This is a genomic window from Proteiniphilum acetatigenes DSM 18083, from assembly GCF_000380985.1.
In the GTDB taxonomy this organism is placed as follows: Bacteria; Bacteroidota; Bacteroidia; order Bacteroidales; family Dysgonomonadaceae; genus Proteiniphilum; species Proteiniphilum acetatigenes.
Map to the genome: position 1 here is coordinate 179,471 of NZ_KB905694.1, position 23,256 is coordinate 202,726.

General features: G+C 43.8%; 18 protein-coding genes. 12 read left to right on the forward strand and 6 right to left on the reverse strand.

Features of this window, described 5'->3' with window-relative positions; genetic code table 11:
- The first annotated feature begins 30 nt into the window (after nt 1–30).
- Nucleotides 31–1,302 (forward strand): arginine deiminase, encoded by a 1,272-nt coding sequence (locus tag F597_RS0105060; protein WP_019538632.1) that lies wholly within the window; start codon nt 31–33, stop codon nt 1,300–1,302.
- On the opposite strand, the gene F597_RS0105065 is transcribed toward F597_RS0105060, so the two are convergent.
- The 5 genes from F597_RS0105065 to F597_RS0105085 all read right to left on the reverse strand — a co-directional run bounded on the left by F597_RS0105065 (nt 1,286) and on the right by F597_RS0105085 (nt 5,976).
- A complete protein-coding gene (locus tag F597_RS0105065) occupies nt 1,286–1,978 on the reverse strand; it encodes a YjjG family noncanonical pyrimidine nucleotidase (RefSeq protein ID WP_026327144.1) in 693 nt (230 codons plus the stop codon). The two genes, F597_RS0105060 and F597_RS0105065, sit on opposite strands and share 17 nt — an antisense overlap.
- A 74-nt stretch (nt 1,979–2,052) precedes the next feature.
- Entirely contained in the window at nt 2,053–2,907 is an 855-nt protein-coding gene (locus tag F597_RS0105070; protein ID WP_019538634.1) for a Cbp1 family collagen-binding glycoprotein adhesin, read from the reverse strand.
- Between the two features lie 69 nt (nt 2,908–2,976).
- Nucleotides 2,977–3,645, reverse strand: a complete 669-nt coding sequence (gene rsmI / locus F597_RS0105075) for a 16S rRNA (cytidine(1402)-2'-O)-methyltransferase (protein ID WP_026327145.1) — start codon at nt 3,643–3,645, stop codon at nt 2,977–2,979.
- A gap of 17 nt (nt 3,646–3,662) precedes the next feature.
- Complete coding sequence (locus F597_RS0105080) at nt 3,663–4,469, reverse strand: hypothetical protein (RefSeq protein WP_019538636.1); 807 nt, start codon at nt 4,467–4,469, stop codon at nt 3,663–3,665.
- Between the two features lie 82 nt (nt 4,470–4,551).
- Entirely contained in the window at nt 4,552–5,976 is a 1,425-nt protein-coding gene (locus F597_RS0105085) for an ATP-dependent DNA helicase (protein WP_026327146.1), read from the reverse strand.
- Nucleotides 5,977–6,092: 116 nt separating this feature from the next.
- On the opposite strand from F597_RS0105085, the gene F597_RS0105090 reads away from it, so the two are divergent.
- The 7 genes from F597_RS0105090 to F597_RS20165 all read left to right on the forward strand — a co-directional run bounded on the left by F597_RS0105090 (nt 6,093) and on the right by F597_RS20165 (nt 13,686).
- Nucleotides 6,093–6,797, forward strand: coding sequence for a hypothetical protein (locus F597_RS0105090; RefSeq protein ID WP_019538638.1), 705 nt, complete (start codon nt 6,093–6,095; stop codon nt 6,795–6,797).
- A 20-nt stretch (nt 6,798–6,817) separates the two neighbouring features.
- Entirely contained in the window at nt 6,818–7,633 is an 816-nt protein-coding gene (locus tag F597_RS0105095) for a DUF3822 family protein (protein WP_019538639.1), read from the forward strand.
- Complete coding sequence (locus tag F597_RS0105100; RefSeq protein WP_019538640.1) at nt 7,624–8,157, forward strand: RsmD family RNA methyltransferase; 534 nt, start codon at nt 7,624–7,626, stop codon at nt 8,155–8,157. The genes F597_RS0105095 and F597_RS0105100 overlap by 10 nt, the downstream gene beginning before the upstream one ends.
- 190 nt (nt 8,158–8,347) lie before the next feature.
- Nucleotides 8,348–9,691 (forward strand): magnesium transporter, encoded by a 1,344-nt coding sequence (gene mgtE, locus F597_RS0105105; protein WP_019538641.1) that lies wholly within the window; start codon nt 8,348–8,350, stop codon nt 9,689–9,691.
- An 87-nt stretch (nt 9,692–9,778) separates the two neighbouring features.
- On the forward strand, nt 9,779–11,821 hold the full coding sequence (locus tag F597_RS0105110; RefSeq protein WP_026327148.1) for a TonB-dependent receptor plug domain-containing protein: 2,043 nt from the start codon (nt 9,779–9,781) through the stop codon (nt 11,819–11,821).
- Between the two features lie 234 nt (nt 11,822–12,055).
- Nucleotides 12,056–12,952: an NAD(P)-dependent oxidoreductase gene (locus tag F597_RS0105115; protein ID WP_019538643.1), complete on the forward strand. Its 897-nt coding sequence runs from the start codon at nt 12,056–12,058 to the stop codon at nt 12,950–12,952.
- Nucleotides 12,953–13,125: 173 nt separating this feature from the next.
- A complete protein-coding gene (locus F597_RS20165) occupies nt 13,126–13,686 on the forward strand; it encodes an RNA polymerase sigma factor (RefSeq protein ID WP_019538644.1) in 561 nt (186 codons plus the stop codon).
- Between the two features lie 6 nt (nt 13,687–13,692).
- Here F597_RS20165 and F597_RS0105125 read toward each other — a convergent pair whose 3' ends face one another.
- The gene (locus F597_RS0105125) at nt 13,693–15,441 is read right to left on the reverse strand and encodes a PNGase F N-terminal domain-containing protein (RefSeq protein WP_019538645.1); all 1,749 of its coding nucleotides are present in this window, start codon (nt 15,439–15,441) and stop codon (nt 13,693–13,695) included.
- Between the two features lie 220 nt (nt 15,442–15,661).
- Here F597_RS0105125 and F597_RS0105130 point away from each other — a divergent pair, with 220 nt between their 5' ends.
- The 4 genes from F597_RS0105130 to F597_RS0105145 all read left to right on the forward strand — a co-directional run bounded on the left by F597_RS0105130 (nt 15,662) and on the right by F597_RS0105145 (nt 23,253).
- Nucleotides 15,662–16,852: a FecR family protein gene (locus tag F597_RS0105130; protein ID WP_019538646.1), complete on the forward strand. Its 1,191-nt coding sequence runs from the start codon at nt 15,662–15,664 to the stop codon at nt 16,850–16,852.
- 127 nt (nt 16,853–16,979) lie between these two features.
- Nucleotides 16,980–20,438, forward strand: a complete 3,459-nt coding sequence (locus F597_RS0105135; protein WP_019538647.1) for a SusC/RagA family TonB-linked outer membrane protein — start codon at nt 16,980–16,982, stop codon at nt 20,436–20,438.
- A gap of 17 nt (nt 20,439–20,455) precedes the next feature.
- Nucleotides 20,456–22,078, forward strand: coding sequence for a RagB/SusD family nutrient uptake outer membrane protein (locus tag F597_RS0105140; RefSeq protein WP_026327149.1), 1,623 nt, complete (start codon nt 20,456–20,458; stop codon nt 22,076–22,078).
- Between the two features lie 26 nt (nt 22,079–22,104).
- Nucleotides 22,105–23,253 carry a SusE domain-containing protein gene (locus F597_RS0105145; RefSeq protein WP_019538649.1) on the forward strand — a complete coding sequence of 383 codons (1,149 nt, stop codon included), beginning with the start codon at nt 22,105–22,107 and terminating at the stop codon, nt 23,251–23,253.
- Nucleotides 23,254–23,256 lie beyond the last annotated feature (3 nt).

Below are 23,256 nucleotides of genomic sequence, written 5' to 3' on the forward strand. Positions count from 1 at the left end.
TACTTTTGTTATAATTATTGAATTACCGCTATGACCGAGAACAGAAAATGTACTTTACAGGTTCAGTCGGAAACCGGAAAACTGGAAGCCGTACTGATCCATTATCCCGGTGCCGAGGTGGAAAATATGACTCCACGGCATGCACAAAGGGCTTTATACAGCGACATATTGAATCTTTCCATTGCACGCAGGGAATATGATCAGCTGTTGGCTGTATTGAAAAAAATATCGGATGTGTACGAAGTTGCTGACTTATTGGAAAAGGTATTGGAACATGAACATCTGAAAGACGACCTGATCCGGAAGATATGTACCACGGAACAGGCAACGGAATATATCGATTATCTAATGGATCTTTCCGCCCTTAATCTTACGAAAGTACTGATTGAGGGACTTCCTCTGCAAATTAATACCCTGACTGATTTCCTGCGCGAAGAATATTACGCGCTGAAACCGCTTTACAACTATTATTTCACACGCGATCCGTCGGCCGTTATCGGGAATAATGCACTGGTCTGCAAGATGGCCAACAGTGTCCGTATACGGGAATCGCTGATCATGGATGCCATTTTTAAAAGCGATCTCTTTTTTAGTGGAAACATAGTGAACAGTTATGACCTGTCGCAAAACGACCCTCTGGTAAAGATGGAGGGTGGTGATATCTTAGTGGTAAGGGACGACATCCTTCTGATCGGTAACGGCATGCGAACCAGTGCACAGGGAATAGACTTTCTGGTACGGGAATTCTGTAAGACCGGATCGGGGAAGAAGCATGTGATCGTGCAGCAACTGCCGGAATCTCCCGAATCGTTTATCCATCTCGACATGGTTTTTACCATGCTCGACAACGACAAGGCAATGGTTTACAAACCACTGATCATGAACGACTCACCTTATCAGACAGTGCATATGCAGATCGATAATGGTAAAGTGACAAAAATTTCTTCGGTGAGCGGTATCCTCAGCGTTTTACGAAAATTGGGAATCGACCTGATGCCGATAGTTTGTGGTGGTAAATCCGACGATTGGGATCAGGAACGGGAACAGTGGCATAGCGGTGCAAATTTCTTAGCACTCGCACCCGGTAAAGTGATCTCCTATGCAAGGAATATCCATACATTGGAAGAGTTGAACAAGAACGGGTTTGAAGTAGTGAAAGCAGCCGATATTATTAACGGCCAACGGGATATTGTCTCCGCAGGTAATTGCGTAATTACCCTCGAAGGATCTGAACTTCCCCGCGGGGGTGGCGGCCCACGATGTATGACTATGCCGTTGCGACGAACTACAGAATATCTTTAATCTCAGCCAGCCTTTTCACAGTGTAAGTAGGTTCAAAGCCATCCGAAGCTATCCCTTTCGGGTTAAACCATATCTGTGCAATCCGGCTTTGGTGTGCCCCGACGATATCGGCATCCCAACTGTCACCGATCATCACTGTCTGATCGCGTCGGGAATTGGTATTCTTCAGGGCATAGGTAAATATATCGGGATGTGGCTTATTGATGGCTGCATCCTCCGAAAGGATTATCTTATCAAAATAGGGCTTTAGCCCCGAATTTTTGATCTTCTTGAACTGCACCTCCCGGAATCCATTGGAGAGAATATGCATTCTGTATTTCGATTTCAGGTAATCCAACAGATCCAGAGCTCCAGCGATCAGTTTCGTCTTACGGGTAGTTCTTTCCAGAAAATCGTCACTCAATTTCTTTGCATATTCAGGGTCATCAATTCCGAATGCTCTCACCGGTGCCAGAAAACGCTCCACAGTGAGCATTTCCTTAGTGATCTCTCCCTGCCCGTATAAGCCCCAAAGATGGTAATTTCCGGGCAAATAGACACGGTAATATGCTTCGAACGTAGGATAGAATTCCTCATATCCGTAATCACGATAAATTTCCTCCAGGCACTCTTTCCCGTTTCTATGAATATCCCAGAGGGTATCGTCCAGGTCAATAAAAAGATTTTTGTATTGCATCAGTAAAAAATCACGGAGTGGTTTCAGGCCACTCCGCAACATTTATTTTCAGTTTGACATCATCTACCTGTTGATCAATTCACTTCAATAATCAAGTATTTAGTAAGGCTCCAGAAACGCTGAGTATCGGTAATCTGGAAAGTGAGATTTCCGTCGCTTCCTTTTACAAACTCGTAAGTCCCTTCAGGATGTGTAGACCAGAGTTTACCTTTTGATGCATACAATGGAATCTCCGTCACCTCACGAATATCGATCTTCAGAAAATAATCCTTATTGAATGTATCCTGCAACACACGCGTCTGTTGGAGAAATCCACCGGAAAGTATCTTCTGGTCTTTCAGTTCGCTGGCTGTACCAAAAACATAATAAGCCGTATGCAATGACCTGTCCTGTTCACGGATAGTGAGTGATTGCTGTTCAGCTTCAACAGCGAGGGAAGCGATATCTTGCGACAGTTGGGTGATCTGCTCATCTTTCTCTGCCAGTTGGGTCTGTAATTCAGCCAGTCGCGTTGAACTCTCCCTCATCTCGTTATTCAAACGGTTAATGGTATTTTTCAACGACGCTATCTCTTTATTGCTCCCGCTGTATTTCCTATTCAGTTCATCCAGTTGAGTCTTGTTTCTCTGTAATATTTCGTTGATCATCTTGAAATTATCATTTACCCTGTCCCGGGTAGCCTGGCTCATCTCACCACCTTCCGCCGACTGTGTAGAGATATATTTTTCCGCTTCCCTGATTTTAGCGAAGTTTTCTTCCACCTCGCTGATCACAGCCATCATCTCGGCTGCCTCAGCTTCCGTTCCGGCAGACTGCTGCAACAAAGAATCACGTTGAGCCTGAAGCTCTTTATACTCTTTCGATTCCCTTACATTTGTACATGAGACAATGAGTCCGATGACAAAAAACAGTATTCCAATCTTCTTCATATGATTAAAAATTTTCTTCTCTATTAAACGATTGATGCTATAAAATAGTTTGATTCGTAGATTTTACTTTTATTTTCCTGCCACTACAATAACAAATTCCCCCCTTGGTTCATTTTCGGTAAAATGGGAGATCAACTCTCCAAGAGTACCTCTCACGGTTTCTGCATAGAGTTTCGATATCTCTCTCGACACCGAAGCCGCACGGTTATTACCCATATTCTCTGCCAGTTGGGAGAGCGTTTTCACTACACGATACGGTGATTCATAGAAAATCATAGTCCGGGTCTCCTCCGCCAGTTGTTTCAACCGTGTCTGCCTTCCTTTCTTCTGTGGCAGAAAGCCTTCAAAAGAAAAACGCTCAGAAGCCAATCCCGACTCTACAAGGGCAGGTACAAAGGCGGTTGCCCCGGGGAGACACTCTATCTCCATCCCCTCCTGCACACAGGCGCGTACAAGCAAAAAGCCGGGGTCGGAGATAGACGGTGTACCGGCATCCGATATCAAAGCGATACAATCTCCTGCTTTTATCCTCTCCACAATATGCACCACCGACCGATGTTCATTGAATTTATGGTGGGATTGCATACGTGTTTCTATACCAAAGTGCTTCAACAGTATGCCGCTGGTGCGTGTATCTTCTGCCAGAACCAGATCACATTCCTTCAGTACTCTGATTGCTCTCAGCGTCATATCTTCCAGATTGCCTATCGGCGTGGGCACCACATACAGTTTTCCCATGTTCACTGCTTTTGCGCTCACTCAAACCCTTTTTTGATAATCAGAAGAAACTCCTTTACCGTCTGATTTTCAAAATTCCAACTCTGCTCTCTCTTCAAATAAGTCTCAGCTTCCTCAAAACTCCCCAGCCTGTTTAACGTCTCCATTACTCTATTCATCTCCAAGCGGTTGTTATTGAACAATTCCCTCTGGAACAGAAAGCGGTCGTTGAGACTGATTCCTCTTCTCAAATCCAGTAACGCAGGTGGTACCTGAATAATATCATTCAAAGAACGTGCGACCTGTTTTCCCTCTCCGTTTTTTTCAGGAAGAATTTTCCCTACTCCTGCAGGAGACGGCACCCCTTCACTAATCCGCGGATCCCGGTATTCAGGCAAGATGATTCTTTCTGTAAAACTGACTCTTTCTTGTTCTATGACAATCTCATCCATCCCTTGCGAAGGATACTCCGACGATTCAGAATCTTTTGATTGTTCTGAGTCTTCCGGTTGATCTTCGTAATCGGGTTGTTCTGAATACTCCGGTCGGTCTGAATAATCCGGCGTGGTTTGTTGTACACCCGGATCCGCTTCCTTGACAGCATTACCCCGTCCATCCGACTCTGACAGGAATCGTACCAACCGCTCCATCTGCTCCTTCATCTCTCCGATCTGCATCAGTTCCAGTTCATGGAGCGACCGTGAAATCTTCTCTATCCGGTCGAAAGAGGCGCTGAAAAATGAGAAAGGCAACGTGTCGCTTTCCTGGACTGAAAGGAGTCGTTGTTCCAACAATTTCAGATCGCTCAAAAGCTGATCAATATATTCATTTCTTTTTTTCGACATCTGATATTCTTTTTGCCGGTGATTTCCCTTACACGCTCACCTTGAGCAATGTTCCGATCTTTACAACTTACAAAAGTAATCATTATTTGGAAAGCTCCACAAAATCATCAGGCAAATTCACAAGAAATAACTTCCGGGAGCTCCGGGTGATAGAGGTATAAAGCCAGCGATAAAAGTTCTCACCCATATAGGATTGCTGGATATATCCCAGATCGAGGAATACATTCTTCCACTCTCCGCCCTGCGCCTTGTGACAGGTAACAGCATATCCGTATTTCACCTGCAAGGCATTGAACCAGGGATTTGCTTTCACCTTCTTATATTTTTGCTGTTTACGCGGTATGTCGGTATAATCCTCCATCACGTTGAAAAAGAGACGATCGCTCTGTTCACGCGTAAGTCCCGGAACTTCGGTATACAGTACATCCAAAATGATTTTCGCCTCAAATTCAATTTCATAATCACGATGATACAATAGCACATTACAGAATCTAAAACCATACATCTCTTCCTCGCCCCTCACGCGCTGTACCTCTACAAATTCACCGTTGGCCAGAAAGTCAAGATCCTCGAAATTGTCCACCCAGAAATAGTTATTTTTGGTAATCATCAGGATGTCCCCTGCAGAAATCTCCTCCTCACGGTACAAGACCCTATTCCTGATCCCGTTATTATAGGCATTCACCCGTTTATTGGAACGGGAAATGACAATAGTCTCCTCCATACCCTCCTTCTGGTAAGCATGGGATATCTCATCTATCAGTTCTGTTCCTGTAATACGTACTACATCTGCAAAGCCTTCCAATTTTAGTTTCGGATACTCTTCCGTCATCTGAAACCTCAATGCATTCCTCAGTATCGTGGCATTGTACAGGATACCCGACTCTTCCTCCTGGCGCACGATTTGGGTCAGCGTCGCTTCCGTTACTTCAAGCGAATAGGAACGTAACATATCCCTGTCAAGGGCAGGACTGTTTTCCTGTTTCACCGGAGGTAACTGGGCACTGTCTCCCACGAACAGTATCCTGCACCCCTGGGCAGAGTAGACATACTCTATCAGATCGTCCAATAATCTTCCGGTTCCGAAAATAGAAAAATCGGGCGATTCATTACTGATCATCGATGCTTCATCTACAATAAAAAGCGTATGCTTATGCAGATTCTCAGAAAGAGAAAAATGAGGCGATCCCTCTGCAAACTTCTGCTGACGATATATTTTCTTGTGGATAGTGAATGCCTGTTGGGCCGCATAACCTGAGAAAACTTTTGCAGCCCTTCCGGTAGGCGCCAACAGAACGGTTTTTTGCCTGAATTCAGTCATTGTCTTCACAAGACTTCCGATAAGTGAGGATTTCCCTGTACCTGCATATCCGGTCAGTAAAAAAATATGATCGTCGATCCCTGAAAAAAGAAAACCGGCGATCTTTTCCAGGGCTTTCATCTGGTCGTCCGTGAAGTTAAACGGGAAATTTTCGCTGATTTTCTCAATAAAAAACCGATTTACCATTTTTTTTGGTATTTTTTCCTGTAAAAGTAGCACAATTATCATTCTTTTTCTAAATTTGTAGTCTAAAATCAGAAAATCAGAATTAAAACAGTATAAATATTAAAAAGGAAAAGTCCATGAAAGTTGTAATGAGAGTGCTTTTAGCAGTAGCCATTATTCTTTTGGCTTATGTTAGCTGGAGAAGTATCCAAGGACAGGTTGATTTTGATGCAGAAGTAGCAAAACGTGACAAGGCAGTTATCCAGCGCCTGGTGGATATCCGTACAGCGCAAGTCGCTTTACGTGCTCAGTCCGGATCTTACACAGCCAGTTTTGACACACTGATCCAGTTCGTAAAAGATGGAAGAATTGCTACCGTAGTAAAAGCAGGAGATCTCACTGAAGCTCAGTTGGAAGCAGGTATGACAGAGGTAAAAGCCATGCAGATCATCAATTCAGGGAACGAAAAAGCCATTAGGGATGCTGGTCTTTGGGATGAAACAAAGAATGCTCCTCAATTGGTAAGAGACTCTATCTATTCCCCGGCCGTTCAGGTTTTGTATCCGAATCGTCGCAATTTTATCCCTGATTCTCTGGCATTCGTACCTTATGGAAACGGAGCTAAATTCGAAATGGGAGTCGATTCACTGATCACCGCATCGGGTTACCCCATCCAGGTATTCGAAGCAAAAACTCACTACTCAGTTTATTTAGGAGATCTCGACAAGAGATTAGTGGATCAGAAAATCCAGGAAGTACTCGATCGTCCGGGTAACAGATATCCCGGCTTGCAGGTGGGTTCGCTTGAAATGGCTAACAATAACGCCGGTAACTGGGAATAACAGTTTCCCTATATCACAGTATGTTCTTACCTGAAAATATTGATCTGGCATATTCGGAAAGATACAATTTATCCATTCGGCTGTCGCCGAATGGATTTTCTTTTTGTATTTATTGTCCGGGTGACCCGTCTATTTTTCATTTTCAGGAAACCGGACTAAGTGGTAAACTCTCCTATATAGACAACATCAAAAAACTGATTTTTGACCTTGGTTTTTTTAGTCAGACATTCAATCAGGTAACAGTTACTGTCGTTTCTCCTTTTTATACGCTTGTTCCCGAAGCTTATTTTGAAAAGAAGCGGATTGAAGAGTTGTTCCGGTTCAATTTTCATGAAACGAACGGTGTTATTCTTACAGATAGTCCTCTGGAAAATGATCTCCGGACTCTTTTCAATGTAGATGAAGAGGTACATTCATTCCTTTCACGGAATTTATGGAATCCTACATTCCACCACCACTCTTCTATTCTTACCCGTCTGTTCATATCTCATAGAGGTGATGAAACCGGAAAGTGTTGCTTCGCCGATTTTCACGACAAATATGTCACCATAGTTTGTTTCTCAGGAAACCGGCTGCTCTCTACAAATACGTTTCTGGCAACCGATCCTCATGACACTACTTATTTTATCGCAAGCGTGTGGGAAAAACTCACTTTCGACCAGTCTACAGACAGGCTTTTTCTTTCCGGCGATATCGATTCCCAAAGAGCGACGATAGACCTGCTCAAAAAACTGATCCGATGGGTGGAGCAAATGGAATTGAGTCCGAAAGTGATATTGACAGAAGAGCAAAAAAGAATGCTTCCCACTGATATATTGGCTGCCTTATGCGTATAATCGGAGGAAAATACAAATCCAGACGTATTCAGGTTCCACCAAATCTGAAAGCCCGTCCTACGACTGATTTTGCCAAAGAAGGGCTTTTTAATGTCCTCAATAATCTTTTGGATTGGGAAGAAATAACCGCCTTAGATCTTTTTTCCGGAACAGGAAGTATTGCTTTTGAGTTGATTTCAAGAGGATGTACCTATGTAGTGAGCGTGGAACAGAATCAAAACCATTTTAATTTTATATACCGGGCACAGGAAAAACTCGAAGCAAAGGAATTGTTTCCTGTAAAAGCGGATGTGTTTAAATATCTGCAATCTCTGAAACAACAATTCGATTTTATTTTTGCCGACCCTCCTTATGACCTTCCCGACCTGGAAAAAATCCCCGAAATCATCCTCAATAAACAATTGGTCAAAGAGGGAGGATTCTTTGTCATGGAACACTCCAAAAACCATCACTTCTCACACCTCCCGCATTTCAAAGAAGAGCGGAAGTACGGGAATGTGCATTTTTCCTTTTTTGAATTTTAGATCCTGCTTTTTTCTATAAATCAGAGGGCATTTCCATCTCTCCGCATGGTTTCTACAAGAAAATAACGTATATTTGCCACAGTAAAGTAACAAATTGTCAAATGGACGAAGATTCCCGAAAATATAATAACAGTAATATCTTTGACCTGTAAGGGAATACCCTCCTTTCAGGCAAAGCAGAAAGGAGAGTATGATGACAGATACCCGAATCAATTTTCAGAGACTCATAAAAGAGAGGGCATGGACTACCCTGAAAACGGAACTCACTAAACTGGATGTTCCCGATATCACTTACCTTATTGAGCATAGTAACCAGCTCCACTCTATTATCTTATTCCGGCTGCTTCCAGGAGAAGAAGCAAAAGAGGTCTTCCGTGAACTCCATCCCGACAAACAGGGCGAAATTATCAACGGCCTGGCACATCATGCATCGCGTCTCACCGATCTCATGAATGATATGGATCCGGACGACCGCACAGCCCTATTTGAAGAGTTACCCGGAAAAATAGCCCAACAACTCATGCAATTGTTGAGTACGGAGAATCTGAAGAAAACCACACAACTGCTCGGATATCCGGAAGAAAGCATCGGGCGGTTGATGACGCCTCAGTATGTAGCGGTGAAATTACACTTCACCGTGGCAGAGACATTGCAACATATCCGCCGCTACGGGAAGGAATCTGAAACATTAGATGTAGTATATGTGGTAGATCAACACTGGAAATTGATCGACGATCTGCCTATCCGCGATATATTACTTGCAGGTCAGGATGAAAAGATAAAGGATTTGATTGACCACAAACTCGTGGTATTAAATGCCTTCGATGATCAGGAAACCGCTGTACAGATATTTAAGGATTATAATCGCGTAGCTTTACCCGTTGTGGACAGTACCAATACACTACTCGGTATCGTTACGATTGATGATATTTTCGATGTGGCAGAAGAAGAAGATACAGAAGACTTCCATAAATTCGGTGCGATGCAGAATGCTGTCATCAATCCCGTGCTGGCTACTGTTTCATTTCTCTACAAGAAACGGGTAGGATGGCTAATGGTATTGGTGTTCATGAATGTTTTCTCAGGATATGCCATGTCACAATTTGAAAATGTAATTGAAACGGTCGTCGCCCTGGTATTTTTTCTACCTCTACTGATAGACAGCGGAGGGAATGCAGGATCACAATCCGCTACACTGATGATCCGTGCTCTGGCCATAGGAGATGTTCGCCGACAAGACTGGATACGGTTATTGAGTAAAGAGTTTGCAGTTTCATTACTCCTGGGTATAACTATGGCAACAGGAGTCTCACTCATCGCTATCTGGCGTGCACCAGATATCATTCCCGTGGTTGCTCTCACCATGCTTGCCACAGTGATGGTTGGAAGTATGATAGGCATGCTGTTGCCTCTTATCTTTACCCGGATGAAGTTAGACCCTGCTACGGCCAGTGCACCCATGATCACCACTATTTCCGATATAATGGGTGTACTCATCTATTTTTCTATGGCTAAATGGTTTTTCGGATTGTAAATGCCATCCCTATTTTGATTATACAAACTTCCTACAAACAAAAAATTGGAATATCTTTGCACCGCATTCTTATAAAATCAAATAAATATGCGTAAGAAACAATTGAACACGATGAAGGTATTTCGTTTCAAACGATTCACCCGTAAGTCGTACAGCGTTTTCAACAGCCTGCACAAAGCGGTCACGATCGGCGTACTGTCCGGTTGTGCATTGATAAGCGCTCATGCGACATCGGTAGAACCGGCGGAACGGACATATACCGAAACAACCACAGACTCCATTCCTCTGACAGAGTTGGATGAAGTGGTGGTTACCGCTTCAAAGATCGATCTGCCATTGAACCTGGCAGCCAAGCAGGTAACCGTTATTTCGAGACAGGAAATTGAGCGGGCACCCGTTCGCAGTATTGAAGACCTTTTGAATTATGTGGCTGGTGTAGATATCCTGCAACGCGGACCGCACGGCGTACAGGCAGATATCTCCCTTCGCGGCGGGTCATTCGACCAGACAGCCATCCTGCTCAATGGTGTAAACCTCACCAACCCCCACACAGGACATTACAGTTTTAACATTCCCATCAACCTTTCCGATATCGAACGCATCGAGATCGTACAGGGTCCCTCATCGTTGGTTTATGGAGCCAGCGCTTTTTCCGGCGGTGTAAATATCATCACCCGCAAAGACATGGAATCGAACGGTTTCGCCAAATTAGAGGGTGGTATGCACGGACTTTTCGGTGCTGAAGCAAGAGGTGCATATAAAACGGACGGTTCCCTGCATACTTTATCGGCAGGATACAAGCACTCCGACGGATATATCCGGAACAGTGACTATAATATTGTGAATCTGCTTTGGCAAAGCCGCTTCGAGATCAACGGATCCAATCTCGATCTTCAGGCAGGATTGAATGATAAAAAACAGGGTGCCAACACGTTCTATACAGCCGCCTATCCCAACCAGTTCGACGATACTCGGGGCGTTTTTGCATCTATCCGCGGTGAGACCAACGGACGACTTAAATTCATCCCACATATCTACTGGAGCCGTCATTATGACGAATTCCAACTTATCCGGGAAGGCACTCCCGACGTGCCGGACTGGTACAAAGACCATAATTATCACCGGAGCGATGTTTTCGGTATGAATCTCAATATGCAATACGCCTCCCGATGGGGGATCACCGGTTTTGGAGGCGAGTTCCGCAACGAAGGTATTATGAGTAATGTGCTGGGGAAACCAATGGAAGACACCATCGGAAAATATACCCATTCGGATAATCGCACCAATATCAGTTATTTCCTGGAGCACAACTTCATTTTCAACCAATTCACTCTCTCGGTAGGCGGTTTGCTGAACCATAATACGGCAGTAGTGAATAAATTCGACCTGTATCCTGCGCTGAATGCATCATACCGGCCTATGGAATCACTCAGGATTTACGCTTCCTGGAACAAAGCCACCCGCATGCCCACTTTCACTGACCTCTATTATACAACCGCTACCCATATCGGTAATAGCAATCTTGAAGCCGAATTATCCGAAGCATTCGAGGCCGGCCTGAAATACAGCCGTCGTATTGTCAGAGGTAGTATTGCTGCTTTCTACATGAAAGGCAGGAATATGATCGACTGGGTAAAACCATCTCCCGACGCACTGTGGGAGTCGAGGAACCATACAAAAATCAACACAAGAGGATTCGAAGCCACCATAGGTTTCAATTTGAAAGAGTGGTTCGGGAATGGGCAGCCTTTCCAATCCTTCAACATGGGATATATGCATCTTCACCAGAATATGGTAGAGGACGAGTTGATATCCAATTATACTCTGAACCATCTTCGTCACAAATTCACTGCCGCTCTGCATCACGATGTGGCGAAAAACCTCACCCTGTCCTGGAATTTCCGTTGGCAGGAAAGAGCCGGTTCCTATGTACAGTATGTCGATTTGCGGCCCGGTGAACAGGTGGATTTCAAACCCTTCTCCCTACTGGATGTGAAGGCTAAATATAAGTTTCCCTGCGTAGATCTGTTTGTCAATGCAAACAATATCTTCAACACCACACATGTCGATTTCGGCAACATTCCCCAACCGGGATTCTGGTTGTCAGGCGGTGCGAGTATACAATTTTAAAAATTAATTCATTAACAATAAGAATGTAGCGTTGCTACAGGTAGATGGATAGCCTCCCTGTCATGTCAGGCTATTCAACCTGTGGCAGCGTTTTTTTATTTTGGCAAAGTAAGATCAAAATTGTATATTTAAATAATATAAGATGTGCCTCGGAAAAACTCAAGCAAGCTTGGTTTTTCACTCGGTTTTCATTATATTTGACTTTTCATCATTGTACGTTCAAACAGTATAAATATGTTCCAAAAATTAGTCGCAATTGAACCCGTCAGTTTAATTCCTTCTGCAGAGCAAGAATTGCATTCCTTTGCAAAGGAGGTGATCCTTTATCGTGACATACCTGATAATGATAACGAAATTGCGGCACGTATCGGAGACGCCGACGCAGTCTTGCTCAGTTACACTTCACACCTCGGAAAACCAGCTCTGGAACAATGCACGAATGTAAAATATATTGGCATGTGCTGTTCTCTCTATTCTCCTGAAAGCGCCAATGTAGATATCCATTACGCCAATAGCAGGGGAATCACCGTCACAGGCATTCGTGATTATGGAGATGAAGGCGTTGTAGAGTATGTGATCAGTGAGTTGGTGCGATGTCTGCACGGATTCGATCAGGAACCCTGGGACGGCATGGCACGGGAGATCACCGGACTCAAGGCAGGTATTATAGGGTTCGGCAAATCAGGAGGCATGATTGCAGATGCTCTCCGTTTCTTCGGAGCGGAGATATCCTATTTTGCCCGAGGAGAAAAAGAAAATGCCAAAACGAAAGGATACCGTTTCCTTACACTGGATGATTTACTCAACGAATCGGAGGTGATATACTGCTGCCTCAACAGGAATACCGTATTATTACATGAGCCACAATTTGAAAAGCTGGGCAACAAAAAGATACTTTTCAATACCGGACTCTCCCCTGCATGGGATGAAGCACCCTTCATTCAATGGCTCGAGGGAGAGAACCTTTGCTATTGCGACACGGTAGGCGCACTGGGTGGGGAACATCTTCTCAATCATCCAAAAGTACGCTGCATGAAAGTATCTTCCGGACGTACCCGACAGGCGTTCGACCGACTGAGTGAAAAGGTGCTCCTGAATCTCTCTGACTACACAGGGATCAAAATACAATAGGAGAGTCGACTCCATTGTCACCCTCAACTCCTCAGGTCCTGCCGTCGCCAATAAAGTAGCAACAGCTATGTTAAGTCCGGTGAGAAAGATCAAAAGCAGATATCAGGTAGAGGTTATTCCGGTATTTTTTACTTATTTTGCATTTCTATTACTACGGGAGTTCTACCAAATTGTTGAAAAGAGAGAAAGATATTGCTTCAATTTATACCCTGTATGTGGACAATCTGTTCACGTATGGATGCTATTTAGGCTTTACAAGAGAGGTAGTAAAAGATGCCATTCACGATATTTTTATAAAGATTACTACTGACAGTGATAAGTTGAACGACATATCCAATATCAAGTTCTACCTTTTCAGGTCACTGAAGAACAGGCTTCTGGATATCCATAAAAATCAAAGGGAGCATATTGGACTGGAAAATATAGATCTTCTGCGGGAAATACCTTTCAATATAGAAGTGAATGTGGAAGACCTGATGATCGAAGAAGAGGAACAAATGCAGATAAAAACAGGAATTGAACAGATGCTCAATTCTCTCACCGACCGGCAACGTGAAATTATTTACCTCCGCTATGTACAGGAATACGATTATGATCAAATTGCCGAATTACTCCACATTTCGGTACATGGATGTCGTAAATTGGTATCTAAAGCTATCCTCAGTCTCCGGGAGAAATTCGGTATTTTTTTTCTTTTGGGTTATCAATCCTATTTTCTTCTTATCCTTAAATAATTATACCTACAATCCGTCAGCCGGATCATCGTCTGCATCCCCGACCAACACACCGGAAATACACCAGTAGCTAAGACTGCTACCGGCAGGATCGCCCACGGGAATAGCAATTTTAAGCTGATGTTCTCCTGCTTTGAGCTCACCCACATGGATGTAAACCGGATAACTCACGGTTCCGGGACACCACCCCGATCTGCTTAAATCGGATGAAGAGAGTCCGTTCGCAAAATTGCCCGATGCCGGATTGAGTTCACGATAGCTACCACAATCCTCTCTCCATGGAGTGTAGGCAATAATTCGTTCCCCGTTCAGAAAGATCTCGTTCAGTTTCGGATTGAATTCGTCTCCACCGCCCCAACCGCCATGTCCGGTGGATATATAGCGGATATAACCATCCTTCAGGTCCTTATCGATCTTAAAATTAACTGTAAGTGAGTCGTTCCGGAACATATTTTCGGGATACGCCTGACCGGCCATCTCCATAATATTGACCGTCGCAAAAAGCGGATAAACCTCTTTTGCCTTGTTCAACGATTGCGGGTAATATTTGATATTGAGTGTAATACTATGCCCGTCATGTGAATAATTACCGATCCATGCTCCAATCCATACTTCACCTTTAAGAATAGAAGCATAATCGGTAACCTCCTGCCTGAACACAACAGAATCAGGCCAATTATAATCCGCCACTTCAATATGGTTGTACCCGCGTACCCCAAACGAAGTGTAGAAGCGCATTAATTCAAGCGGAGGAAGATAATCGTCGGTCACCAGCATCCCTTCATATGGTTTACCATCTTTGTCATGATAAATGGGGAGGCTCTCCTTACCGTGAAGGAGTCCATCGAAGAAGGATCGCTCCCTTTCCGTAGGAATGACAAAAATCGATCCTGTACGGTCATAAGCGTCTCCTTCCGAGTAGTGTGATAATTCGGTAAAGATAGAATATCCCCTATTCTCTTCCGGAAGTTTTACCTTTCTCATCAGGATCGATCCATTGGCAAACCGGAGGACTTTCTCTTCATCCAACTGTGTCACTTGAGGAATATCCCTGAAGTATATGCTTTCGTGATCAAACACATTGACCGCGATCACCCGGCTTTGCTGGATTTTGTAGTTAAAAGCCGGTGCTTTCAACTCAACTCCCCGCAGCTTAGGCTCCAACACTGTCTCTTCGTTGAGCAATTCCACCTTACTTGCCACTGCCGTAGGATTACCATTCCTTACTACTTTCAATACTATCCCTTCGGGGATTGCTACTCCCGGCTGTACGGAGCCATACATACCCAGTTCGGTAGTGTACCAGATTTCGAGAGTATTGGAATTGATGATAGTTTTTGCTTTCTTGCATTTATAACCGGCAATCACCTCCGTCTCATCTAAAAACTCAAGCCCCTCGTTGATGGTAAACGAACGGATGGTATAAATAGATTCTTCACCTTTCAGGAGCGCTGTTTTGATCTCTCTTCCTGTGTTGTAATCGAGATAGGTAGCCTGCACCGGCGCATCGGTGTCCCTTCTGTGGGAGACAGTGGTAATTTTTGCCCAGTTTCCTGATATTTCCATCACGGTTTTGGCTCCGGAAGTTCCTTGCCTTGATCCTATAGGATAAGTAACCCTAATGGTTTTATACTCTCCTGTACCATCAAAACTATCTCTCCTATCTGTTGACAATTGCATTTTCGACGTTTCTGCGGCAAGTACCGCCACAATAGTAAGGAATCCTGTCAAAAATGTTGATATAGTTCGTTTCATACGATTTTATTTAGACTATCATACTCCTCTCATACGATGGGCAAATTTAGAGAAAGTTTTGCCGTCATTCCATCCATTTCACTATTTTCCCGGCACAAAAATGTTAAAATTATAAGATTTTATCAGAAGAAGGGGATAAACAAAAATAAGAGTCGTCTTGATAATATATAACAAAGGCTTCTCTTCAAAGGTCCTTTTAGCATAAAAAATAAATACCCGAATGAAGACGGATCATATTTATACCAGTTATACGCATTTTTTAAAAGATAACAAATTCATCCAATGGCAGCTAATGCCTGATGAAAAACTGAATAGTTATTGGGAAAAATTCTTTATGCAACACCCGGAATTGCAGAGGGAGTCGCAACAAGCATTCACATTCCTGAAAAAGGAGGGATTGAACAAAAGTGACTTAAATAAAAATGAGCACACTGAATTACTTGAAAGAATTCAGAGAACCATCCGGCAAAAGAAGAAGATACAACAACGCAGGATCTTTTGGTATGCATCCACCGTTGCTGCGATGGCATTGATCTCCATTGGAATCAAACTATTTTCTCCTTCGGCGGAATCCGTTACTACTATTTCAGACAAAGAACTTATTATAGGAGAACTACTGAATAACGAAGATATTCAACTCATTACAAGCGGAGAAGCCATTTTATTCCAGGATGATGTAGAGGTTACTCTTGGTGAAGAAGGTACTGCTCAAATTGTACAAGCAAATAATGAGTCCAGTAAAATCCAGATCGCCCGGGATAAATTTAATTCACTGATCGTTCCTTACGGTAAGCGCTCCATACTCACTCTTGCCGACGGAAGCAAAGTTTGGCTTAATTCGGGTTCGGCACTCGATTTTCCGGCACAATTCAATGGCAATAAGCGGGAAATACGCCTCACCTCGGGAGAGATGTATGTTGAAGTAGCCCATGATACAGAAAAACCGTTTTACGTGCAGACTGGCAATTTCAATGTAAAGGTATATGGAACAAAGTTCAGTATCTCAAATTATGCCGGTTCACCTCAATCGGTAGTACTGGTGGAAGGGAGTGTCAGTTTGCAATTATCCGACAAGGAAGAGTTGTTTCTAACACCGAATGAGCAAGCAGTCTATTCAGGAGGCAGCACATTCGACACACAAAAAGTCGATGTAAATCAATTTATCAGTTGGAAAGACGGTTATTTTTCCTTCGACAAGACGCCAATGACTGAAGTGTTGCAACAGATCGGAAGATATTACAATCTTTCATTCAATTTTGGCCAGAATGTGCATTTACAGAACCGTACCTGCACCGGGAAAATATATCTGTCCGAAAATATGGACAACGTGATGAGCACTATTGCACTGCTTTCATCCACCCGATATGAAAAAGAAAACAATCGTATATATATTACCAATGAACTCGATTAAACCGAAATGCCTATGGACAGAGAAAAATAGAACCAGCAATAAAAAAAGTCGAACGATACCGCAAATATCGTCCGACAAAATTGAATTTAATTACCCTGATTATTAATAATTAAAATCATACAAAAATATGAATAAATACTTTATTGGAGAGAAGAAAAATCCCAATATTTTTAATTACGTACCAAAAATCATGAGAACAACATTATTCTTACTATTTTGTAGCATCTTGTTTTCTCAAGCAGCGACAAGTTATTCACAAGTATTCACTTTTAATCTGAAATCAACATCTATAAAAGAAGCATGCAAAGAGATTGAAAGAAATAGTGATTACATCTTCGTTTTTTCAGATAATAGCGAAAAAATGATGGATAAAAGAATAAATGTGAATGTCAACTCGAAAAATGTAGAAGAAATATTGGATACGATTTTATCCGAAACCGGACTTACGTACAGGATATTGGATAAACAAATCGTGGTATACGAATCGAAAGAAGGAATTCCCCTGAAGAACGAGGAACGAGCCGTTTCTCATAGCTTGCAACAACAGACCGGAAAACAAATCACTGGAAAAGTAATAGATACACAAGGTGAATCCATTATCGGTGCCAACATTGTAGAGGTGGGCACTGCCAACGGTACTGTTACCGATATCGATGGTAATTTTTCTTTAACTGTGGCGAATGATGCCTCCATTAGAATCACCTATATCGGATATCTTGAACAAACAATTCCTACCTCCGGAAGTAACCAGTTCAATATCATCTTACAGGAAGATACAAAAGCACTGGACGAAGTGATCGTCATCGGTTATGGTACCCGTCAACGCAGAAGTATTACCGGAGCAGTAGACCAGGTCAACTCCAGCATGTTTGAAGACAGGCCGGTGTCGAATGCGGTACAGGCGTTGCAAGGAGCATCAGCCAACCTGATTATTCAGCAAAGGAATATGAACCCTAATGATAACAATCTGAGTATCAATATCAGGGGTGTAAGTACGATGGGGAATAATGATCCCCTGATCGTTATTGACGGGTTGATCTCCACGGCAAACACGCTGAACAATATAAATCAGAACGACATCGAAAATGTCTCGGTGTTGAAAGATGCGGGTAGTGCCGCCATCTACGGATCACGCTCCGCCAATGGAGTCATCCTGGTCACCACCAAGCAGGGATCCAAATCGCAAAAACCGACGGTACGTCTTAATGCCCTTGTCGGATACCAGGATCCTCAGATACTTTTTCAGCCGGTAGAAGGGTGGCAAAACGCCATGTACCGTAATCAAGCCAATATAAATTCAGGAAGTGCACCACTGTTCACGCCCGCACAGATACGCGACTTGTATGAACACCGGAACGAAGAGTATTGGTTTTTTAACGAGATTATGCAGAAGGGACTTCAGCAAAATTATAACCTCAATGTATCCGGTGGAAGTGAAAACACCACTTATATGGTATCTGCAGGCTATCTGAATCAGGAAAGTAATTTTGTAGGAGGCTTCGGGTTAGAACGTTACAACTTCCGTACGAACCTGACCACCGAGTACAACCGGTTCAAGTTGACCGCCTTAACGGCATACAACCGCCGTCAGGAACGGACTATAGCCGGAGGTACCGGTAATGTGATCATCAACTCATCACGTATCCCTCCTTACTATTACTATAAATTTCAACAAGACGGGAAATGGTTGATTAACGATATTATCGGTGACGACAATACAATGGCTAAGTTGAAAGACGGTGGGTATGAGAACAAAGCTGAAGATAATTTTATCGGAAGCCTGAACCTCGATTACAACATTCTCGACGGGCTGACTGCCAAAGCGTTGGTGGGACTGGATCTTACCCAGCATCACCGTTTCAGGAGAGATATACAGGTACCTCTCTATTCGGCAACAAATCTGGAAACCCCAAGCGTCAATATCAATCCGAACAGGCTTACGGAAGATTACAATAACAAACGATACACGCTGAGTACGCAGTTTTTATTGGATTACAGCCGTACCTTCAATAATGTACATCAAGTATCGGGGTTGTTAGGGACATCCAATGAGTCCTACACTTACAAGGCAAGCCGGCTCGCATTTATCAAAACCGATCCCGACCTGGGATTGCCCACCACCGATGAGTCGGAACCCGATCCGGGTAATTTCACTTCCAACGGTACTGAAGGCAGCAATCCTGCCACGGATCAAACCAGTATCACGTCGATCTTCGGACGTGTGGGATATAGCTATATGGATAAATATTATGCAGATATCTCTTTCCGGTACGATGGTTCGTCGAAGTTTGCAAAGGCCAACAGATGGGGTTTTTTCCCTTCCTTCTCCGGTGCATGGAGAATCTCAGAAGAAGGTTTTATGGGAGATTACCGGAATAACGTAGGTGACCTGAAATTGAGAACTTCCTACGGGGTACTGGGTAACCAAAACGTAGCCAATTATTCCTATCAGACGGTCTACCAAATGTATACCAACAGTTACGTGTTTAATAATCAAGCGGTACCGGGTACCGGATTCACCTATGGAAATCCCGATCTGACATGGGAAAAATCGGGAAACTTCAATATTGGGGTGGATGCCGGTTTCTTCAATAACGATCTCTATGTCACTCTCGATTACTTTAACAAGAGAACATGGGATATTTTGCTGGCTCCCGAGGTTTCTTCCGTATTCGGAACTACCGCGGCAAGTGAAAATGCCGGAGAAATGAGAAACAGGGGATGGGAGGCCACCGTGAATTACCGGTTAAGATCGGGTGATTTCAATCACAATTTCAATCTGAATATCTCCGACTCCAGGAATAAGGTAACCGACTTTGGCGGAAAGGAACGAATTGATCAAAACGATCAGATGTACAAATTAATCCGTGAAGGAGAGGCACTGGGTTCTTACTACGGATATAGGACAGACGGCTTTTTCCAGAGCGCTGAAGAGATCGCAGACAGTGCTTTACCAATCGGTGCCACTGTACAGCCGGGAGATGTAAAATATGTGGATCAAAACAGGGATGGAGTCATCGATGAAAAAGACCGTGTTGTACTTGGTAATGCCTTCCCCCGATATACCTTCGGTTTTACTTATGACCTGCAATGGAAAGATTTCGATTTCAGCATCATGCTACAGGGAGTGGGTAAAAGGGATATGTATCTCCGCGGAGAGTTGATAGAGCCATTTCACTCCAACTATTCCTATGCCATCTATCGTCATCAGTTGGATTTCTGGACACCTACCAATCCTGATGCAAGATGGCCCCGATTGATCGCACCCAGTTCCTCTTCAAGTCAGAATAACTGGGGTAGAGCCGGTACGGATATTTATCTGTTGGACGGATCCTACATCCGTATAAAAAATATCCAGTTAGGATACACTTTACCTCAGTTATTTACCAATAAATTTGGCATTGAGAAAATGCGTATAAGTGTTAACGCACAGAATCCGCTCACTCTCACGAAAAACTCTTTTATTGATCCAGAAACATCCGAGTTTGGCAATAACATGGGAGGTATCGCAGGTGTAGGAGCCAACAGTGGGCGCAATTATCCCACACTGGTTTATTATGGATTTGGACTGGACATTGTATTTTAATATTTTACGCTATGAATATGAAAACAAAAATCATACAATATATAACAATTATCATAGTTACAGTTGTCGCTTTCTCTTCGTGTAACGACCTCGATCTTGCGCCCACCAATAAATTCACGGATGCCAATTACTGGACCTCCGTAGAAAAGGCTGATGCGGTACTCAATATGGCCTATAGCCAGATGTTCAATGCCGGCTATTTCTTTGCCAACGAACGCCTGACGGATAATATATACGAAGGCAGGGGTAATACAGATGAAAAGATCATTACTTCGGGACAAGCCGACGCTGCCCTCGGCCGGTTTGCCAATGAGTGGAAAAACTGCTACGAAGGCATTAAAACCTGTCATATTTTTCTTGAAAATATCGATTTAGTGCCAAATATGGATGCAGCTTTAAAGGAGAGAATGATTGCTGAAACCCGTTTTATCCGGGCTTCCCTATTCTTCCGGCTCACCAACCATTACGGCGATGTACCCTTGTTCGATTACAACATCAATCTTCAGGAAGCCAATACCATCAGCCGTTCTCCTAAAGCGGAGGTGATCACTTTCGTGAGAAATGAATTGAATGCTATCGTCAATACCTTACCAAAGAGCGGAGAATATGCCGATAAAGACAAGGGCAGGATCACTCAGGGAGCGGTAATGACCCTACTGGCACGCACCTATCTCTACGAAAATGACTGGGCAAATGTAGCCTCTATCACCGAAGATATTATCAACGGAGAGTACGGCCGGTACGAACTTTTTCCCAGCTATGAAGGACTTTTCCTGCCGGAGAACGAACTGAACCAAGAGGTGATTCTCGACATGGGTTACACTCTTACCCTGAGGACTTGGAGTGAGATGTACGATGCCATCCCCATCAGCGTGGGCGGACGTATCAATGCTGCAGCGCCTACACAGGAATTGGTGAATGATTATATTATGACGAATGGTAAGGCAATCCATGAGGCCGGATCAGGCTATAATGAAGATAACCCTTACGTAAACAGAGATCCGCGATTCGGTTATTCTATCGTTTATCATGGTTATCAGTGGAAAAAAGGGGATGGTTCTGTATCGACTATTTATATCAGACCCGGTTCTTCCGATGGAGTTCCAGGCGCTTCCGATCTGGATGAATACGCCGGCCCGGGACAAAACTCCACCGCCACCGGATATTATATCAGAAAATACTTCGATCCTACTGCTCCGGAAGGAATAGCTGCCGGACTGAACCTGATATTAATGCGTTATGCTGACATCCTGTTGATGTATGCAGAGGCAAAAAACGAATTGGGAGAAATGAACCAGACGGTATGGGATCAAACCATCCGTGCTCTTCGCGAACGCGCCGGCTTCACCGATGCCGGAGCATTAAACTATCCGGCCAATGGCGACCTACGGGAAATTATCCGTCGTGAACGTCGCACCGAACTCTTCCATGAAGGGCTACGTTTATTCGATATCCGTCGCTGGGGTACGATTGAAACAGTGATGAACGCCACTCCTACCGGAGCTAAATTTGCCGGGGGCAACACGCAATACATCCGATTAGACCAGAGAAGGTTTAATAAAGACAGGGACTACCTGTTTGCTGTTCCCCAGTCACAACGTGATATCAATCCTAATCTGACGCAAAATCCCGGATATTAATATCATAATTTTAAACTACAGATAAAATGAAAAATATATTGATAAGACTTATAACGCTATCGTTCCTTATCCCTCTGTTCATTGCATGCGACAGCGAGGGCGTAGTAAGGGATTACGGCGTTACATCCGTACAAAAATTGTATAATCCGGATAATGGAAAAGCAGTTGTATTGCATGCGAAAGGCTCACTCACCTTTGAGTGGGAGCCGGCGCTGGCTGAAGATGGTGGTAACCCGCTCTATGAGGTTGCGTTCGACAAAGAAGATGGAGACTTTTCAGCACCGGTAGCCATAATTACAGCCGACAATAACGGAGGTAGTACCCGGGCTACACTTACCCACAAGCAGATAAACAAGATTGCCGCTGAGGCAGGTGTGGAATCGGCAGCGCAAGGAACACTTAAATGGACTGTCTTTTCCTCTAAAGGATACGAACCTGTGAAGGCACAGGAAGAGCGTACACTCACAGTGACCCGTCTGGCAGGTTTTGCCGATATCCCCGAACAGGTTTACATTACCGGAGAAGCCACAGAGGGCGGTGCTGATCTTTCCAACGCACTTATCATGAGAGAAAGTGAGGAAGAAGAGGGGCTGTTTGAGATGTATACCTTCTTAAAAGCAGATACTCCTTTCCATTTCACCAATGGCACATCGGAGGAATCGGCAATCTATTCTACTGCCAATGGGATACTCGTAGAAGGTGGTACTACCAGCCTTGCCAAAGAGGGAGTCTATCGCATCATACTCGACTTCACTACCGGTTCTGCCACTTACACCCTGATTGAAAGAATCGGCTTCTTCTTTTCACCCTCGAACGCCATGTTGTTTGAATTGCCCTACGTAGGCAACGGAGTTTTCCGGGCTGAAGCGCAAACGGTTACCTTCAAACAAGAGAGTTGGGGAAGGGATGAGCGATACAAATTCAGAATGTATGTCCGCGAGGATGCCGGTGAAGGTGAGATAGTAGAGATGGAATGGGGTACAAAGAATCCCACTGACTCCCGTCCTGAACCCAATAGCCCGGATTCTTATTACCATATTGCCCTGGTGAATCCGTCTCAATGGGATAACAAATGGAAACTGGCGGGTGATTTTGATGGAGTACCGGCCAATTACACGATCTATTTGCAGGCCAATATCCCTTATTATACCCATTCCATTGAACTAAGTGAATAATAG

Bases quoted from the DNA above. Each gene is read 5' to 3' on its own strand.
- F597_RS0105060 (WP_019538632.1), top strand. From the start codon at position 31: ATGACCGAGAACAGAAAATGTACTTTACAGGTTCAGTCGGAAACCGGA.
- F597_RS0105065 (WP_026327144.1), bottom strand. From the start codon at position 1,978: ATGCAATACAAAAATCTTTTTATTGACCTGGACGATACCCTCTGGGAT.
- F597_RS0105070 (WP_019538634.1), bottom strand. From the start codon at position 2,907: ATGAAGAAGATTGGAATACTGTTTTTTGTCATCGGACTCATTGTCTCA.
- rsmI (WP_026327145.1), bottom strand. From the start codon at position 3,645: ATGGGAAAACTGTATGTGGTGCCCACGCCGATAGGCAATCTGGAAGAT.
- F597_RS0105080 (WP_019538636.1), bottom strand. From the start codon at position 4,469: ATGTCGAAAAAAAGAAATGAATATATTGATCAGCTTTTGAGCGATCTG.
- F597_RS0105085 (WP_026327146.1), bottom strand. From the start codon at position 5,976: ATGGTAAATCGGTTTTTTATTGAGAAAATCAGCGAAAATTTCCCGTTT.
- F597_RS0105090 (WP_019538638.1), top strand. From the start codon at position 6,093: ATGAAAGTTGTAATGAGAGTGCTTTTAGCAGTAGCCATTATTCTTTTG.
- F597_RS0105095 (WP_019538639.1), top strand. From the start codon at position 6,818: ATGTTCTTACCTGAAAATATTGATCTGGCATATTCGGAAAGATACAAT.
- F597_RS0105100 (WP_019538640.1), top strand. From the start codon at position 7,624: ATGCGTATAATCGGAGGAAAATACAAATCCAGACGTATTCAGGTTCCA.
- mgtE (WP_019538641.1), top strand. From the start codon at position 8,348: ATGATGACAGATACCCGAATCAATTTTCAGAGACTCATAAAAGAGAGG.
- F597_RS0105110 (WP_026327148.1), top strand. From the start codon at position 9,779: ATGCGTAAGAAACAATTGAACACGATGAAGGTATTTCGTTTCAAACGA.
- F597_RS0105115 (WP_019538643.1), top strand. From the start codon at position 12,056: ATGTTCCAAAAATTAGTCGCAATTGAACCCGTCAGTTTAATTCCTTCT.
- F597_RS0105125 (WP_019538645.1), bottom strand. From the start codon at position 15,441: ATGAAACGAACTATATCAACATTTTTGACAGGATTCCTTACTATTGTG.
- F597_RS0105130 (WP_019538646.1), top strand. From the start codon at position 15,662: ATGAAGACGGATCATATTTATACCAGTTATACGCATTTTTTAAAAGAT.
- F597_RS0105135 (WP_019538647.1), top strand. From the start codon at position 16,980: ATGAATAAATACTTTATTGGAGAGAAGAAAAATCCCAATATTTTTAAT.
- F597_RS0105140 (WP_026327149.1), top strand. From the start codon at position 20,456: ATGAAAACAAAAATCATACAATATATAACAATTATCATAGTTACAGTT.
- F597_RS0105145 (WP_019538649.1), top strand. From the start codon at position 22,105: ATGAAAAATATATTGATAAGACTTATAACGCTATCGTTCCTTATCCCT.